The sequence below is a fragment of the Membranihabitans marinus genome (genome assembly GCF_021729155.1).
GTDB classification, from domain to species: Bacteria; Bacteroidota; Bacteroidia; order Chitinophagales; family Saprospiraceae; genus Membranihabitans; species Membranihabitans marinus.
Window position 1 is genome coordinate 24504 of record NZ_JAJQYA010000006.1, and the last position, 18223, is coordinate 42726.

General features: G+C 37.5%; 10 protein-coding genes. 9 read left to right on the forward strand and 1 reads right to left on the reverse strand.

The features are described 5' to 3' along the window. Positions 1 to 8: 8 nt before the first annotated feature. The 8 genes from LVD51_RS05740 to LVD51_RS05775 all read left to right on the forward strand — a co-directional run bounded on the left by LVD51_RS05740 (position 9) and on the right by LVD51_RS05775 (position 15244). A complete protein-coding gene (locus LVD51_RS05740; RefSeq protein WP_236970245.1) occupies positions 9 to 1961 on the forward strand; it encodes a RagB/SusD family nutrient uptake outer membrane protein in 1953 nt (650 codons plus the stop codon). A 32-nt stretch (positions 1962 to 1993) separates the two neighbouring features. After that, the gene (locus LVD51_RS05745) at positions 1994 to 2839 is read left to right on the forward strand and encodes a DUF1735 domain-containing protein (RefSeq protein ID WP_236970246.1); all 846 of its coding nucleotides are present in this window, start codon (positions 1994 to 1996) and stop codon (positions 2837 to 2839) included. Continuing rightward, positions 2839 to 3960 carry a DUF4855 domain-containing protein gene (locus tag LVD51_RS05750; RefSeq protein ID WP_236970247.1) on the forward strand — a complete coding sequence of 374 codons (1122 nt, stop codon included), beginning with the start codon at positions 2839 to 2841 and terminating at the stop codon, positions 3958 to 3960. Before LVD51_RS05745 ends, LVD51_RS05750 begins: the two co-directional genes overlap by 1 nt. 91 nt (positions 3961 to 4051) lie before the next feature. Continuing rightward, positions 4052 to 5761 carry an FAD-dependent oxidoreductase gene (locus tag LVD51_RS05755; RefSeq protein ID WP_236970248.1) on the forward strand — a complete coding sequence of 570 codons (1710 nt, stop codon included), beginning with the start codon at positions 4052 to 4054 and terminating at the stop codon, positions 5759 to 5761. Between the two features lie 166 nt (positions 5762 to 5927). Further along, positions 5928 to 8984, forward strand: coding sequence for a PQQ-dependent sugar dehydrogenase (locus tag LVD51_RS05760; protein ID WP_236970249.1), 3057 nt, complete (start codon positions 5928 to 5930; stop codon positions 8982 to 8984). Positions 8985 to 9237: 253 nt separating this feature from the next. After that, a complete protein-coding gene (locus LVD51_RS05765) occupies positions 9238 to 10221 on the forward strand; it encodes a FecR family protein (protein WP_236970250.1) in 984 nt (327 codons plus the stop codon). 64 nt (positions 10222 to 10285) lie between these two features. Beyond that, the gene (locus LVD51_RS05770) at positions 10286 to 13612 is read left to right on the forward strand and encodes a SusC/RagA family TonB-linked outer membrane protein (RefSeq protein ID WP_236970251.1); all 3327 of its coding nucleotides are present in this window, start codon (positions 10286 to 10288) and stop codon (positions 13610 to 13612) included. Between the two features lie 18 nt (positions 13613 to 13630). Continuing rightward, complete coding sequence (locus LVD51_RS05775; RefSeq protein ID WP_236970252.1) at positions 13631 to 15244, forward strand: RagB/SusD family nutrient uptake outer membrane protein; 1614 nt, start codon at positions 13631 to 13633, stop codon at positions 15242 to 15244. 228 nt (positions 15245 to 15472) lie between these two features. Here the strand turns inward: LVD51_RS05775 and LVD51_RS05780 are convergent, their stop codons facing one another. Further along, complete coding sequence (locus tag LVD51_RS05780) at positions 15473 to 16006, reverse strand: RNA polymerase sigma factor (protein WP_236970253.1); 534 nt, start codon at positions 16004 to 16006, stop codon at positions 15473 to 15475. A gap of 779 nt (positions 16007 to 16785) precedes the next feature. On the opposite strand from LVD51_RS05780, the gene LVD51_RS05785 reads away from it, so the two are divergent. After that, complete coding sequence (locus LVD51_RS05785) at positions 16786 to 18222, forward strand: hypothetical protein (RefSeq protein WP_236970254.1); 1437 nt, start codon at positions 16786 to 16788, stop codon at positions 18220 to 18222. Position 18223: the final 1 nt, after the last annotated feature.

The following is an 18223-nucleotide window of genomic DNA, read 5'->3' on the forward strand; positions in this document are numbered from 1 at the left end:
CAAAAGCAATGAAATTTTTAAATATAACAATATTAGCATTTTTATTATTGGGTTGTGATTTTTTGGAAAAGCTTCCTGATGATATGAAAAATGATGTTACTGTTTGGACATCAAGAGAAGAAACTGAGAGTTTTCTATATAATATCTATGCGCCTATTCCATCACCAGCATTAAATACAGGTTATGGATTTATGGGGATTTCAGATGAAATAGATTTTACTTGGAATGTTTATCCCAGTTACAATATTAATCTAGGTAATTGGAATCCCAATTCTAATTTTCAAAATCACTGGTCAACATTTTATAAAGCCATCCGCGCTTCTTTAATTTTTGAAAATAATGTGGATAGAAACTTTGAGTTAAGTGAAGAACTTATCCGTCAATATAAAGCGGAGTCTAAATTCTTAAGAGGTTATTATTATTGGTTACTGATACGTCAATACGGACCTGTGCCTCTTATTAAAGAAGAACGACCCGTTAGTGCTGACTGGAATATTCCTCGCGCTCCTTTCGATGAAATCGTTGATTACATCGTTACCTTAATGGATGAGGCTCAAAACGATCTGCCAGCTCGTTGGAATAATACAGATCAAAATTGGTTAGGCAAACCAGACCAAATGGTTTGTAAAGCAGTCAAAGCCGCTGTCCTTACCACTGCTGCAAGTCCTCAATGGAATGGCAATAGTGATTATGCTGGTTTTACAAATAAAGATGGTACTCCATTGGCAGAGACTACTTATGACGTTAAAAAATGGGAAAGGGCTGTCGAAGCCAATCGGGAAGCGATAAATTTTGCTGAAAGCAGTGCAGTAAATGTAAGATTGTATAAAAACAATGAAAACGGGAAGGGTGAAACATTTAGTCCATTTAAATCAGTCAGACAGGTTCATTTAGACGGATGGAATCCAGAAATTATTTGGGGAAAATCTAATTATAGTCCTGCTGGATGGTCTGTTCACGGCTCTCCAGGGCCCAATAATTTGGGAGGAATTGCGCCGACACAAAGAATCGTAGATGCCTTTTTAATGAATAATGGAAAATGGATTTCAAGTCCAGAATCTAATTATATTGAGGAAGGATTTGCAGAATCTGGAGGTGAATTTTATAAGCCAAAAAATTTAGATGAAATCGATGACAGGGTTGAAATAATAGAAGCAATTAAAAGTGAAGATGCATGGGGACATTGGCCTGGTGAATGGAATATGTACGCTAATAGAGAACCTCGATTTTACGCTTCTATCCTGTACAATAAACGAATTATTCCTCAATTGCCTCGGGATGTTCAAAAAAGAGACTATTACTCCTCTCCGAATCAACAAAACGGATATGGAAGGGTAGAGTTTTATTATGGTGGAGCATCTAGGAAATCAGGTTCGTTTACTTTTTTCCCCCGTACAGGGTATCTAGTTCTTAAAAATATTAGCTTCCAAAGCAATATGAGAGATCGTATCTATGCTGATGCCAACCGAACCTTGATTTTTATCCGATATGCGAATGTTTTATTAGATTATATCGAATCTTTAAACGAAATCGATCCTTCTCATCCTGATATTGAAAAATATTGGAATGCGATAAGAGAAAGAGCAGGTGTGCCTAATATATATGATGTATATCCAGAAATAAAAGGGAACAAAGATGTACAACGTGAACATATACTAAGAGAAAGACAAATTGAATTGGCTTTTGAAGAATCTTTTGATCGATATTATACGATGAAAAGAAGGTTGTTGGCGGGTACAGAAGACGATGGAAGTCCTTATAGACAGTATGGTGACGGAGGAAAAATGTGGGGTATGAATATTAATGCAGGGGATCCCACTACAAATAATTTCGAATATGAAGGATTTTATGAAAGAGTACCTTTTGAAACTAGAGTGTTTGATAAAAAAATGTACTTATTCCCCATACCTCAAAGTGAAATAGATAGAAACTCAGCTTTGGTCCAGAACCCAGGTTGGTAAATTTTATTTAAAAGGATTTAATTAAAACATTTATGAAAAATATAAAATATTTACTGTTTATACTTATACTCAGTGGAGTAGGTATAGGTTGTGAAAAAGGAATTGATCTTATTGAGGTAGAAGGTAAAGTTTATTTACCTAATGCGGGAGTTTCTGAGTATTCCCCACTACTAGGTGAGTCAACATATCAACTAGGCGTATATAGATCTGGAATTAATCAAAAAATTGGAGACCTGTCGATCAATTTAGATGTTAATGAAAGTTTATTGGAGGATTTTTTAGGTGAAAATCCAGGTTTTCAAATGCTCCCAGAAGATTTTTATACTATTCCGACAAAGGAATTAGTATTAAACGAAGGAGAAGAAAGAGTGATGTTTGATATTTTACTTAAAAATATAGATAGTACTTTTCCCGATACAAATTATGTATTGCCTGTAAGCATTAAAGAGGTTGATCCTGTCGTGGAAATTATTGAAACACAGAGAGATGCTTTTTTGATTATGAAGAGATTTAGAAATCAATATGAAGGCTTATACAAGATCAAGGGGACGGAATTGTCAGTAGAGAGTAATGTAGTTAGCGCTATTGATGTTGTGAAAAACGCCATTTCTGTAGATGATAAATCCATTAGAATAGATGGTTTGACAAATGGAGTAAATCTTATTGTCAAAATTAATGACGATGGTGTCGTAGATATAACGCCTGGTTTGGGTTCAGAGGATTTGGGTATTGTGAATACTCCAGATAAAAAAAGTACCTACAGTGGTCAATTTAGTGCGGAATATCAAAGAAGTATGGGGGTATTGAAATTATATTATACCTATACCATAAACGACAAGGAAATAAATGCAGAAATTGAATTAAAATCATGGTTGTAATGAGATTAGGCACAAAAAAGATGAAATTGAATTATAGATATTTTTATACGCTATTGCTACTTATCTGTTTGTCAATGTCTGTTTCTAATCTAGAAGCACAAGGTTTGACTTATGGAAAAACGAATATTGCAGACTTAGTATTGATTTATCATGGAGGTGTTCACCGACCCATGGAGTGGAATGAAGATCAGTTTTTACCCTATGTAGTTCACGAGGATGCAAAAGGTAAGAAGAATTGGTTGTTCGATGGATTTCTCTTTTTGGAATTCAAAGATGGAAAAGGAAGAGAATTTGCACCGGGTTATGAAAAAGCTAACGCCCGTAAACAAGAATGGATGTGGTTGGCTAATCGACATTTTGAACAAGGTAAAGCGTTATCTGCACTAGATCGTTGTATCGAAAATCAGATTAAAGATCTGGGTAAGCCATTTTTTAAACACAAGGTGATCATTGGAATACCTTCCCCTATTCTCAATCAAAAAGACTGGGGTGAGCTAGATGGGCAGCAACTTGATTTTTCTATAGTAGAAGATCGTTTAAAAGCTGTGGATTGGTATTTGGATATGTTTTTGAAAAAATTTAAAGAACAAAATTACCAGAACCTAGAACTAGAAGGATTTTATTGGGTTGATGAATCGGTAAGTGAATGTGAGGATATATTACCGTCCATTGGAGATAATATCAGAGACAAAGGATATCGATTTTTTTGGATTCCGTATTGGAAATCATATGGACATGAGCGTTGGAAAGAATTAGGTTTTGATTTTGCATGGTTACAGCCCAATCACTTTTTTAGTAAAGACGTGGAGGACCAAAGAATCAATAACGCTTGTGCACTCGCGAGTTCGCTTAATATGGGACTAGAAATGGAGTTTGATGGTAGAGCATTAGCAGGTTCAAAGGCAAATATGAGAAACCGTTTATTAACTTATATCGAAGGATTTGAAGAAAATTTAGTCTACAAAAAAGCTTCATTAGCGTATTATGAAGGTGGAAATGGGATCTATTTGTTTTCGAAATCGGATAATGTAAAGGATACCGAAATGCTAGATATTTTGGCTGAAAAAATAATTAAACGGAAAAAGAAATTGTTTTTTAAAAGGAATTTTCGAAAGAAATAGTATGTATTTTAGGCGGTGATTCTTCTATGTTAAATAAGTTTCAGGATATTGGTTTCTTTAGTAGGAAGAATTATTTTTGAAAAACTATAATATGAAGCGCAGAAATTTTATAGGAGTCCTTTCTGCATCTGGCGGTGCACTAGTGGCAAATCCAGTTTTGGGGACAACGGTCGGCGAAAAAATGAAAAATAGAAAAGTTGCCACCAAGGAATTGTCTGCAGATGTGGTTATTGTGGGAGGAGGTCTCGGTGGATGTGCTGCAGCTATGGCGGCTTGTCGAAATGGACTTAAGGTAATCCTCACGGAAGAGACAGAATGGATTGGGGGACAAATTTCACAGCAAGGTGTTCCCCCCGATGAACATAGTTGGATAGAAACTCATGGAGCGCCAAAATCCTACAGAAATTATCGAGATAGGGTAAGAAGTTATTATAAACGCAATTATCCTCTGACGGCTGCGGCTAAAAACAGAGAACGACTAAATCCGGGTGACGGAATGGTGTCTAGGATTTGTCATGAACCCAGAGTCTGTGTGGCCGTATTAACTGAGATGCTCAATCCCTATATTAGTACAGGGAATCTTCAACTTTTATCTAATTTCAAGGTGCAAAGTGCTCGTGCGAATGGTGATAATGTTGAATCATTGAAATTCTTGGACAGAATAAATGGGCATACGATTTGGATGAGTGCTAAGTATTTTGTGGACGCTACCGAATTGGGTGATTTACTACCTATGACGGCTACCGAATATGTGACAGGCACTGAATCTAGAGCTGAAACGAGAGAGCTTCATGCTCCCGAAAAAGCTGACGCAAAGAATCATCAAGCATTTACCTTGTGCTTTGCCATGGATTATCAACCAGGTAAAGACAATTTAATTGAAAAACCAGAAAACTATAGTTATTGGAAAAACCATATTCCAAAAATGGATCCTCCATGGGCGGGAAAGCAATTGGAATTAAATTACTCCGACCCTAAAACTACTAAGTCAAAGGATTTGGGTTTTCATCCTGAAGGACTATCAACAGGGAATAACTTAAATTTATGGTTATACCGACGAATAATCAATAAAAATAATTTTCTGCCCGGTACTTATGAGGGCGATATTACCATCGTCAATTGGCCTCAAAATGATTACTTCGGGGGCAATCTAATCGATGTAAAAGAAAAAGAGTTCAACAAGACTATAGAAAATGCTAGGGAATTAAATAAATCATTTTTTTATTGGTTACAAACTGAGGTCCCTCGTCCTGATGGCGGATACGGTTGGCCAGGATTGAGATTGCGAGGTGATGTAATGGGGACTTCTGATGGAATGGCAAAATATCCCTATATACGAGAGTCGAGACGGATAAAAGCGGAATTTACCATCTTGGAAGAACACGTAGGTGCGGAAAACAGAAAATTAGTAGCTGGATCTAAAGATGGCGCTAAATCGGCCGAATTTTTTGATAGTGTAGGTACGGGTTACTATCACATCGATTTACATCCAAGCAATAGAGGAAATAACTATATTGATTTTGCATCACTTCCTTTTCAAATTCCTTTGGGATCTTTGTTGCCGCAACGGATGAATAATATATTTCCAGCTAATAAAAATATTGGAACCACCCACATTACCAATGGATGTTATCGTTTGCATCCTGTGGAGTGGAGCATTGGAGAAGCAGTTGGTATGTTGATTTCATATGCCAATAAACATAGTATACCGCCGCGTGCTGTAAGGGAGAAGAAAGAATTGTTATCGAGTTTTCAAAATTGGATAAAAACACAAGGATTGGAAACGCATTGGCCCAAATAAGTATTTGTATAAACTCATTTCGTATAACTAGGGTTTTTTATGGTATGCCATGCAATTCTATTTCCATCTATGATTTATCATAAATAAGTTTTGGTCGACTTTTCTTATAAATTCAATACAGTCTGTTTTGTGTGTTTAAAATGATTTAATTAATTCCTGATTAGTGATGTTGAAGAATTTATTGTTATACATATTGTTCATTTTAGGGGTTGTTTCGTGTTCGAATAAAAGGGAAGAAGTTCGAATTTTGGCAATAGATCTAGAAAAATCAACCCTATCAAAGTTAAATTCTGAGATTCTTTATACAGATTGGGAATTGGATACGGGGCAATTGGTGAATTTGACAGAGGACAGTATATCAAAATTCAGTTCGATTATTTTGCCTATCTCTTATTTAGATAAACTGTATTATATTGATCGAAATATTTTGGAGCGATATGTACAAGGCGGGGGTGGGATAGTAGTTTGGAAAGATACAATATTGGATTATCCAGTTTGGCCCATTACAAGAAGCATACAATCTGCTGAGTTGGATGTTGTTCGCGGACAGGGAAGGATAGAGGTTATTGACCAGCTCGAAAAGGCAGATTGGAATAACATCTTAATGGAAAGTATTGGTAATAACCGATATCCTAATTATTCGAATGCGATCACAACAAAGATTCCCGATGCCAATAGATATATTAAGCATGTATTGGTTGAAGGTCTAGATGAGCCAATGCAAATGCAAATTTTGCCCAATAATGATGTGTTGATTGTAGAACGGAAAGGAGGTGTTAAACTGTTTGATTCTTCGGAGAATAAACTTGTCCTCATAGCTCGATTAAATGTTTTTAGTGGTATTGAAGATGGTCTATTGGGGGTTGTTCTAGATCCCAACTACGACTCTAACCATTGGGTGTACTTTTACTATGCGGTAGCTGGAGATAAGTCTGTTAACCGGCTGTCAAGGATGGTTTTAAGAGATGGAAAGTTAGATCTAAATACTGAAAAAATTTTACTTGAAATACCTACACAGCGTCAATATTGCTGTCATTCAGCGGGATATTTGTACTTTGATAATCAAGGCTTGCTGTATTTATCTGTAGGGGACAATACCAATGCGGAAGAAACAGAGGGCTATATCCCCATCGATGAACGCCCCAATAGGATGTTGTCAGATGATCAGGCTACTGCGGCTAATACCAACGATTTAAGAGGAAAGATATTGAGAATTAAACCGGAAGAGGACGGTACATATTCCATTCCCAAAGGGAACCTATTTCCTGAAGGAATGCCAAATACTCGTCCGGAAATTTATATAATGGGTAGTCGAAATCCATATCGCTTCTCTGTTGATTCCAAGAAAAACATCCTTTATTGGGGAGATGTAGGTCCAGACACAAAAGTTCAAGGAGAGGATGGATTGATGAGTTACGATGAATTGAACCGAGCTGAGAAACCTGGATTTTATGGATGGCCATATTTTTTAGGAAACAACCAAGCCTTCCCCTATTACGATTTTGAAACTAAAGAAGAAGGTCCTCGATTTAACCCTAAAAGACCTATTAATCAATCTCCCAATAATACCGGTCTTCGAGAATTGCCAGAAGCCCAACCTGCTTTTATTTGGTATGGGAAAGGAAGCTCTGTAAAATTTCCTTTGGTGGGAAAGGGAGGAGCTAGTGCGATGGCAGGACCAATTTTTTATGCTGACCAATTTAAAGGGCAACCTTACAGGATTTCAGATTATTACGATGGTAAATTATTCATTTATGAATGGTTGCGAAATTGGATCTTAGCGGTTGAATTTGACGATGATGGAAATATGGTATTTATGGAACCATTTCTGGATCATTTTAATTTTTCATCACCAGTAGATATGGTATTTGGTCCAGATGGAGCTCTTTATGTTCTGGAATATGGGACCAATTGGTTTTCAAAGAATAACGATGCTATATTAAGTCGAATTGAGTATATTGAAGGGAATCGTTCTCCCGTAGTGCGTATTCAAACGAATACTACGGTGGGCGCACATCCATTGAAAGTAAAATTCGACGGCGCCAAAACCATAGATTATGATGGAGATAGTGAATTGAAATATTATTGGACTATCGATAATGTAGAAATGCAAGGTGTGAATGTAGAATATGTGTTTGAGAAACCAGGGATTTTCGATGTTGCATTGGAAGTGCATGATCAGGATGGTGGAATAGGGAAGTCAACCACTCAGATTAGCGTAGGTAATTCACCGCCCGATATTCAATTGGAATTCAAAGGGAATAAAAGTTTTTATAGAGATAAAGGCAGTGTATCTTATCAAATTACAGTACAGGATGCCGAAGATGGGCTAATTGACGGTGATCAAATCACGACAAGGTTCGGATATTTGGAAAATAAGGAGGATCTTGCCCTGGTATTAGGAGATACAGAAGGTTTGGGAATAGAGGGATTTAAGATAGGGAAGAAGCTGATTGGAGAGAATGATTGTCAGTCATGTCATTCTATGGAGGACGAATCGGTGGGCCCAAGTTATCGTGAGATATCAAAAAAATACTACAATGATGAATCTGCGTTAGAGGCTCTTTCGCTAAAAATAATAAAGGGTGGAAGTGGAAATTGGGGCTCCAAACCCATGACGCCGCATCCAGACATGAAGAAGGAAGAATCGGAAGAAATTGTAAAGTATATTCTCTCTCTCGCAAAAGTAAATAAGGGAATCCCAGCAAATGGCATCATTGATTTTGATAAACATAATCGGAAGAATGAAAATGGAGCCTATATCTTGACCACTAAATACAGAGATAAAGGTGGTGCAGGGGAAGTGCCAGCAATTGAGTCTGAGCTTCATAATATATGGGAATCTCCCAAAGTAGAAGCCGAAATGTTTGATGATGGGAATGTTGGAATTGCAACGATCACGACAGAAAATCTTAGTTATATCAGAAATATTCGAAACCAAACTTATGTGAAGTTTAAGGAAAAGGATCTTACAGATATAAAAGCTTTAAGGTATAGAGTCCAACCATTTGGAAAGGGAGGTGAAATCAATGTTCATCTGGATCAAATGGATGGTCCAATTGTAAGTACAATTCAAATTTCAGGTGGAAATAGCAATTGGGAAGAGATTTCAGCTGCGGTTAAGCCCACGGATTCTGTCCACGATTTATTTTTTGTTTTTAGCAATTTGGCGGCTGGACATCAATTGTTGTTTAACCTCGATTGGATCTATTTTGAAAATTGATCCATGATAGTCATTTTGGGCGTGAAGTAATGCCGATGAAATTTTGAATAAAAAACAGAGTTTACATGAAATGCATGTCGTATAACTTCACCCCTTATCATTTTCTTTAATAAAGAATTCATAGCAGCTCTATTTTCGACGTTTGAAAAAAATATCCTGAATTTTTTTTGAGGCACTAGTCCTATAGTCATCCAAATCACTCTTATCAATATATAAAGGCCAATTAGAAAAACAGCCATGAAAATATATTGATGTGACAGGACAACTTAGAATAAAAGAATTATACCAGAAACTCAAATCGAATACCATATCCAATGAGGAATTCGATGAATTCTTATCGCTTATCAATGAAGCAGAGAACAGGAATGCTTTAAATCCAGAAATCAAAAATGCTTGGGCCTCTTATAAACACCATCCAGATGCCAAAGACCTTTTTGCCCAAAAAGAAGGATTTAAGAAAAAGTTGAATTTAAATTCAAATAGAGAAAAATCTAATGTGATTTCCAAAAGGATAATCATGTATTGGGCGGCAGCTTCAATTACCTTGTTTATCATATCCACACTGGCCATAAGAGTATATTCTTCCGATTCTATTAAATTTTCTACCGACTATGCAGAGCGGGAAAAGGTGGTACTGCCCGATGGATCGAAGGTAGAATTAAATGCAAACTCCTCCTTAACCTGGGACGAGAATTGGGTTGGGCAAGGGGTGAGGAAGGTCTCTTTACAAGGAGAAGCCTTTTTTGAAGTACTTCATCTAGAGGAAGATCAAGAATTTGTTGTTCAAACTTCAGATATGGATATTGAGGTTTTGGGTACTTCATTCAATGTATCAAAACGAGGGGATGTAACCGAGGTATTTCTCGAAGAGGGAAGTATTAAGATCGGTTTAAAAGGTGTTGACAAGGAAGGAATCTTGATGAAACCAGGCGAGAGAATAAGTTATTCCCATACAACTAAGGAGATTATTTATCACGAAAAAAATAATGAGGTTGCTTCTTCATGGAGGAAGAGTGTTTTGTACTTCGACGATAAAGAGGTCGGGGAAATACTGGAGAAAGTCAGCCAAATATACGGGGTGGAATTTGAATACACTGACCCCAATCTTCAATCGATGAAGCTCAATTTTTATGTGCCCTACAAAGATTGGGATGTGGCAAAAGAAGCATTTGAGTTGACGATGAATTTAAAGATGACATTACAGGAAAATGGTAAGTATAGTGTGAGCAAAAAATAGGATATGTACTGGCATACATATCCTACAATATAATTTTTTAACAGTAAAAAATTTCTGCAAAAGTATGAATTTAAAAGGATTTACTCAAAGGAAGTGGTTTTTATCACTTTTATTTTTGGCCGTTCTGGTCAATGGTTATTCGGGTACAATGGATAGTCCCGCTCAAAAAGAAATTCCATTGGTTGAAGCAATACAGGAAATCAGTAAAGAATTTGGTGTGTATTTTTCATTTGACAGAAAGTTGGTTGAAAACATATCGGTTCACTATGATTCCCGGGAAGAAAAAAGCCTTGAAAACGCCATTAGCGCTGTTTTGGAAGGGACGGATTTGCAATTTAGAATGTTTGATCAAGAGTTTATTATTATCTATCGGAAGGACGAGCAGGGAATGATGTCATTGCGCAAGATGATGACCCACATGAAAAAAATAGTTGCGGAGGACGACTCGTATTTATTGAGACCTACAAATCGCTTGCCGTTGAGAAAATTTTACGATAACCCTTTTCGAGATTTAAAGGGCATAGCACTCAATGTCAGCGGTGTGGTCAGAGACAATAATGAAGAACCATTGATTGGGGTCAACGTTCGCATTAAAGGTGAAGATGTCGGTACATCAACTGATATCAATGGTGAGTTTTTGATTGAAAATGTCAATGAAAATGCCACTTTGGTCTTTAGTTATATAGGATATCAAACCATTGAAATTCCCGTAGATGGTCGTAATAAACTGGATGTAACGATGATCACCGATTCTGAGGTGTTGAATGAAGTCGTAGTCGTGGGATACGGGACTGTGCAAAGAAGAGAATTGACTGGTTCAGTTACTTCATTGGATCGACGAGAAATTTTGAGTGAGCCCACTTATTCGGTGGAAAGTGTGTTACAAGGTCGAGCTGCTGGTGTCGATGTTGTGGCTACGAGTTTTCGACCAGGGGCAGGAGCTACTGTCCGGATTAGAGGAGCGCGATCCATGGTGGCCAGCAATGACCCCCTCATTGTGATGGACGGTATTCCCATTGACGGTAATTTAATGGATATTAACCCCTCTGATATTGCATCAATTGAGATTTTGAAAGATGCGTCGGCTACGGCTATATATGGTTCAAGAGGTTCCAATGGGGTGATATTGATAACCACTAGACGGGGTTTTGATGGCAAACCGCAGATTGAATACAGCGGATCAGTCGGGGTGCAGACGATATCGAATAAGGTGGAACTAATGGATGCTGACCAATATGTAGAAATGAACCGGGAGGCCGCAAGAAGGCAAGGATCTTATACAACGGACGAAAATTTATTTTTGGATTGGGAATTAGAAGGTATCCAAAATGGGGTGAATACCGACTGGCAAGATGTGGCCTTTAATAATGGATTTCAACAAAATCACCAGTTGAGCATTCGAGGGGGAACAGAGTTTACCAAGTACTCTTTATCTGGGACTTTCTTAGAACACAATGCCATGGTAGATAATAATGATTTTACAAGAATGGTAGGTCGATTAAATTTGGATCAAAAGATTACAGATAAATTGCGTGCTGGGATCTCTACTCAAGTAGTCAATAGCACAGAATACCAAGGGGGTAACTTTAGAGACCTCCTTCTTCGCAGCCCGATTGATTGGCCAGAACGGGCCGAGACGGCTTTGAGCAGTAAATTTGCTGTGGGGGAAAGCTTTCCCACCTTATTATTGGACCGAGATCTATTTATCGATGAAAGAAATAGAACCAGAATCATCACCAATATATTTGGGGAGATTGATTTGTTAGAAGGCTTGAGTTATCGATTTAATTTTGCTCCGGATTTAACATATTACGATAGAGGGACACATACTTATCAAACCTCGGTAGCTGGGGTTTCGACACAAAAGACCAATAATGTATTGTACGAGAATATTTTAACCTATGACAAAACATTCTTCGGCAAACATAAATTAAAGGCTACCGGTCTATATAGTGTTCAAAATTATAAGACTACTGGTTTTGGTGTCAATGTAATGGATCTGCCCTTTGAACAACAGCGTTATTTTAACATCGGTACTGCGGAAACCACTTCTTCGAGATATTCATCCTTGAGTCAATGGGTTTTGGAATCCTATATGGTTCGATTGAATTATGCCTACAACAGCAAGTATGTGTTGACATTGACGGGTAGGATTGACGGTTCTTCGCGATTGGCTGAGGGCAATAAATATGGATTGTTTCCATCTATTGCTGGAGCATGGTTGTTGAACGAGGAAGATTTTATCGCTAGTTCTGGATTTTTTGATGAGTTGAAATTGAGAGTCAGTTATGGAGAGGTGGGGAATACAGGTATTTCACCCTATCAAACCCAGGGAAGGGTTCAGCGAACTGGTTATAGTTTTGGTGATGAATCCGTTTTTGGATTTCAAAGTGCTGAATTGGCCAATACTGATTTGAGATGGGAAAGAACCAATCAAGTAGATATTGGTGTCGACTTTGGATTTTTGGACTATAGAATTAGTGGAACCATTGGAGTCTATCAACAGCATACCAAAGACTTGCTTATGGATAGACAATTGCCCCCCACGTCGGGATTTGTAAGTGTATTGGAAAATGTAGGTGCGACAAAAAACACCGGTATTGAGTTTAATATTTCGACGACGAATATCGAATCGAGCAGGAAAAATGGTTTTACCTGGACAACGGATTTGGTATTTCATTCCAACAAAAACGAGATTGTAGAATTATACGGTGGTACGGAAGACGATCCAGGTAATGGATGGTTTATCGGTCATCCCATAGATGTGAGTTATGATCATCAATTTGAAGGGATATGGCAAACCGACGAAAAAGATTTAGCGAGTACTTATGGCCTACAACCTGGGGATATGAAGTTGGCCGATATCAATAACGACGGAAAAATTAACGGAGATGATAGAGTCATTATCGGTTCTAGCGTGCCGGGTTGGACGGGAAGTTTGAATAATCGATTCTCTTATGCGGGATTTGATTTATCCGTCTACGTCTATACCACTCAAGACGTTACTATTTACAGTGAAGCAGGAGGTACTTCTCTGGGAGGAATGCTCAATTTGAGAAGGGGGTATAATCTCAATTCTAGAGACGTGAATTATTGGACACCTAGTAATCCCAGCAATGAATTTCCAAGACCAAGGGTAAGTGGACATCCATATTCTACCCCTATGGCATATTTTGATGCCAGTTATGTAAGGGTTAGAAATATAATGTTGGGTTATACCATCCAAGAGCCATTATTGAAAAAATTGAAAATAACCAGAGCGAGAGTTTACGCTGGTGTACAGAATCCATTTACGTTTACTGATTTTCCAGGGTTAGATCCCGAAGGTGCTAGAGATCACGATATGCCCAATTACAGAAACTTTCATGTAGGTTTTGAAGTAAATTTCTAATTCATAAATAGTCGAATAATGAAAAAATTATATATAAAATATATTCCCATTTTATTTTTACTGGCACTTAATTATTCTTGTGCCGATCTTACAGAAGAATTTATTACAGATACAGTAGCCGATGTACAGTTTTCTACTCCAGAGGGATTGGATGAGGCATTAATCGGGGCATATCAACCCTTGAGATGGTTTTATGGTAGAGAGCCTGGTATGTTGATGAATTGTTTTGGAACGGATCTGTTTCAGATAGGACAGTCCTATAATTCTTGGTGGGATACTTACGAGCCAGGTCTTAACTCTTCAACAGTTTTGGCCCCTTCTGGCATTCCATTGGTATGGGAGCCTTTTTACCAAGGGATTAATTATTGTAATACCGTTATCAGCCGAGCTGATGAAATCGTGGGTATTGACGAAGTGTTTAAAAGACAGAAAGTGGCTGAAGCTCGATTTTTAAGAGCGCATTATTACTTTGTCCTTGTCCAACATTTTGGGGATTTACACTTAACCCTTGAGGAGACCCGCGCAGTAGAATTAGAAGCTCAGCGAAATCCAGAGGAAGAAGTATATGAGGCGATTATTGCCGATTTGGAATACGCTATGGACAATCTTCCCGAAGACCAAGATCAATTTGGAAGACCTAGTAAATTTGCGGCAATGAATCATTTAGCCAAGGTACATTTGACGATTAAAAATTATGGTCTTGCCAGTGATTTGGCTATCCAAGTTATTGAATCTGGAAAATATCAATTGCTCGATAGTTATGCCGATGTGTTTGATCCCTTTAACCAACAACACAGTGAGGTGATCTGGTCTGTACAATGGGGGGATAATCCCGAGGTAAACAATCCCGGCAATGAGTTGCAGCGCTATTTCGGTCCGAGGCAGTGGTTGCTTCCCGGATTAGTAGGAGACGATATGTTTCATGTTGGCATTGCTAGATTTTGGCCGACTGATTATGCATTAACCGAATTGTTTGGCAATGACTATAGAACACAAGAATTAAATATCAAAAACGATTCTAGATATAGTGTGACCTTCAAAGAGGTGTGGACATACAACGATCAAAACAATATCCCTGCTGGTCGTTCCTTTGGAGATACAGCAGCTTGGTTCACCAATGATATTATAATGCAAGAGTTGTCAGATGAGGAAATTGCCGCATTGCCCTATACCCTTATTCGCATTCAGGATAGAAACAATGTTTTTTCGCCAACGGTTCAGAAGCACCGCTATCCCTATGAGAGAAATAATGGTAGAGATTATATGTATATGCGTTTAGGAGAAACCTACTTAATGGCAGCAGAAGCATTGATGATGGAAGGGGATTTGGAGAATGCCGCCTATTATTTCAATCAAGTGAGGCAAAGAGCTGCTTTTCCTGGCGCTGACATTCCTTTAATTTCACCATCGGACTTGGATATCGATGAAATATTGGATGAGAGAGGTCGAGAGTTGGCAGGAGAATTGCATAGATGGCCGGATTTAAAGCGAACAGGAAAATTGCTAGAGCGAGTTCGCAAGTACAATCCCAATGGTGGACCAAATATTCAAGAATATCATATGTTGAGACCAATACCTCAAACACAAATTGATAGAACTCAAAATGAATTAACCCAGAATCCTGGATATTAATCTTGTGAATTAATTTGTGTCAGCATCCCTATGTAGATGCTGAGAGCAGTAAACTTTTATAAAAACAATTGGAGGCCATCTCAAACTGAGATGGCCTTTTTTACTTATACCAAATGCATTTTATGATGACCGAGCAAAGTGAGCTAATCAATTATTACTGTAATTCGTATTACAGTAAATACATAGGTATTATAAAGCGATGAAGTATAATACTATCGGAAGGACATCCTATATTAGATGAGCGTATATTGACAATATAAATATCATTAGTTCATATTTTCCGCGCAATGTTTTTAATGCTTGAACCATATGATTTTTAACGGTATTGGCTGAAATATCTAACCTTTGTGCGATTTGTTTATGGGTTAATCCCTCATGTCGACTCATGGTATATATTTTCTTTTGCTGCTGGGGCAATTTGTTGATTTCTCGTTCTAAGTTGTAATTTAAGTCGTGGACGTAAATGATTTCTTCCAATTCATCGGTAGAAGCTTGCATGGAATTCAGAAGCTGGTTTTTTAGCTTCGTGGAGTTTTGCATTTTTCGAAATTCCTTAAATAGGGTATTTCTGGCCATGGAGAATAAATATGCATCATAGTTGTCTATAGCATCCAATGATGTATTGGACTTAATGAGTTCGAGGAATACAGTTTGAGTGAGATCTTGAGCAATATCAGCATTCTTTAAATGGGCAATCATAAATTTATAGATGCGATGGTAATATTCATCTATTAATTTCTCTATTTTATTGCTGTTTTCCATGGGAGTAATGTGATTTATTCAGGATTAATAAAATAGTGGATTGCCATTGTTGTGCATAATTACCATTGCATCTATTGTTTTTGTACTCAAGTAAAATTTTGATTTTTTCATTCTGTGTAAGATAAGAATTTATCATCCATTAAAACAATACCAATATTCTTTATTTTAACTAGGTCATTATTCACTCTTAGACTTGTTATCCCTTGATTAATATGAACTTGAACCGTCTTCATTGAGTTTTAATTGTCATTAAATACAGTGGAGAATGGTAATGTTTCTCGAGTATTTTTCATTGGATTATCCATAGTAATCAAGGATGAATAGATATTTATTCCTCGGTCATTTTTGTAGAGGTAGGTATTTAATTTCCAACTGTATTTTTCCATGGCAGTCCTCTATTATTATAGATATAGCGGCAAAGTAGTTATTATTTCAATTTTATATGACCTAACCTCTTTTAAGTTATTGTTACCAAATTTCTATTTTATTAAATTGGAAATACCCTCCTAGTGCAAGTGAATTACATCGTTGTAAAGTCGATCACGTCATAGTGGATTAGATGTTGATGATATATATTGTCGCAGGAATTGTTACAACCAACTCGGAGATTTATATGAATTATTCTTCTGCTATTTAATGACCTCTTCTATATCATAGAATGATCGAACACTCTATGAAATTTTATTAATTTATTACATGTAATTGTTATTTAATTCAGTTAATATGGTATTTTCATTATTTTATATTTTTATCATAAAAATATTACAATAGCATTTCATATGTTTTTAGAAAAATACATCCTATTCTTTTGTTTTTTATCTATTCAATTGTCCGCGACAGAAACCTATATAGGGATGGCCAGCAACGACATGACGCCTCCTTTGCCCCTAGCCTTAGGTGGTCAGATGCACTTGCGAATAGCAAATGAAATAGAATCGCCATTAACGGCTAGCGTTTTGTTAATTGAGCATCGAGAAAATGGGCAAACCGCTGATATATCGGTTTTTGCTGCCGTAGAATTGGTTGTGGTTCCAAATGCATTGCGAGATGATATTCGAAATAAAGTAAAACAACGATTTCCTCATTTCGTTACAGAAAAGATCATCGTAAGTGCCACCCATACCCATACCGCACCCGAAGTACGCGAAGGTAGATTTATCCTGCCGCCTGGGGTAACCTCCGTTGAGGAAGTCCGTGATTATATTTCTGAGAAGGTGGTTGAAGCAATCGTTCAAGCTTATGAAACAAGGTCTAGAGGGAGTATGACCTGGGGATTAGGACATGGAATTATTGCCCAGAACAGAAGAGCCGTCTACTATGATGGATCAGCTAAAATGTATGGAAAAACGAACCTGCCAGAATTTAAGGGGATAGAAGGATATGAGGATCACGACATAGATATGATGTTTTTTTGGAATGATAAAGATCAATTAATAGGAACCAGTATCAATCTGCCATGCCCAGCCCAGGAAGTAGAAGGTCGAAGTAAGGTGAACGCCGATTTTTGGTACCCGATTAGACAGCAACTTAAAGAAAAATGGGGCGAAAATTTGGTAGTCATGGGTTGGATCGGTGCCGCAGGTGATCAATCACCCCATTTGATGTACAACAAAGCCAGTGAAAATAGAATGTTGAAATTGAGGAATATAAGTCGACTCGAGGAATTGGCTAGAAGAGTGGTTACTTCAGTGGTCGATGTATATGATGTGGTCAAAGATGATCGATATCGCGATGTTGTCTTACAGCATGAAGTCAAAACCATTGGCCTCCCAAGACGACTCGTTACCGTGGATGCAGTTAACGAAGCTAAGCAGGCAATTGCTAAATTAGAAGCTCTAAGTGAGGAGGAGAAATTAAAAAACTATCGATTGATGAAGTGGCATGGTGCCCTACTCGATCGCTATGAAAAGCAAAAAATCAATCCCCATCAATTGTATGAAACCGAGATTCACATCATTCGTTTAGGAGATGTCGTTATTTGTTCCAATCAATTTGAATTGTTTACCGAATATGGTATTAGAATGAAGGCGAGGAGCAAGGCCTTGCAAACTTTTATTATCCAATTGGCCGGACCAGGGACCTATTTGCCTACGGTTAAGGCAGTTCAAGGTGGGCATTATAGTGCCATTATTCAGAGCAATGAAGTGGGGCCTGAAGCAGGTGATATTTTAGTAGAGGAAACACTGCAATCCATTAACTCTTTTTGGAATAAATAAA

Bases quoted from the DNA above. Each gene is read 5' to 3' on its own strand.
- LVD51_RS05745 (WP_236970246.1), top strand. From the start codon at position 1,994: ATGAAAAATATAAAATATTTACTGTTTATACTTATACTCAGTGGAGTA.
- LVD51_RS05770 (WP_236970251.1), top strand. From the start codon at position 10,286: ATGAATTTAAAAGGATTTACTCAAAGGAAGTGGTTTTTATCACTTTTA.
- LVD51_RS05750 (WP_236970247.1), top strand. From the start codon at position 2,839: ATGAGATTAGGCACAAAAAAGATGAAATTGAATTATAGATATTTTTAT.
- LVD51_RS05760 (WP_236970249.1), top strand. From the start codon at position 5,928: ATGTTGAAGAATTTATTGTTATACATATTGTTCATTTTAGGGGTTGTT.
- LVD51_RS05775 (WP_236970252.1), top strand. From the start codon at position 13,631: ATGAAAAAATTATATATAAAATATATTCCCATTTTATTTTTACTGGCA.
- LVD51_RS05780 (WP_236970253.1), bottom strand. From the start codon at position 16,006: ATGGAAAACAGCAATAAAATAGAGAAATTAATAGATGAATATTACCAT.
- LVD51_RS05755 (WP_236970248.1), top strand. From the start codon at position 4,052: ATGAAGCGCAGAAATTTTATAGGAGTCCTTTCTGCATCTGGCGGTGCA.
- LVD51_RS05740 (WP_236970245.1), top strand. From the start codon at position 9: ATGAAATTTTTAAATATAACAATATTAGCATTTTTATTATTGGGTTGT.
- LVD51_RS05785 (WP_236970254.1), top strand. From the start codon at position 16,786: ATGTTTTTAGAAAAATACATCCTATTCTTTTGTTTTTTATCTATTCAA.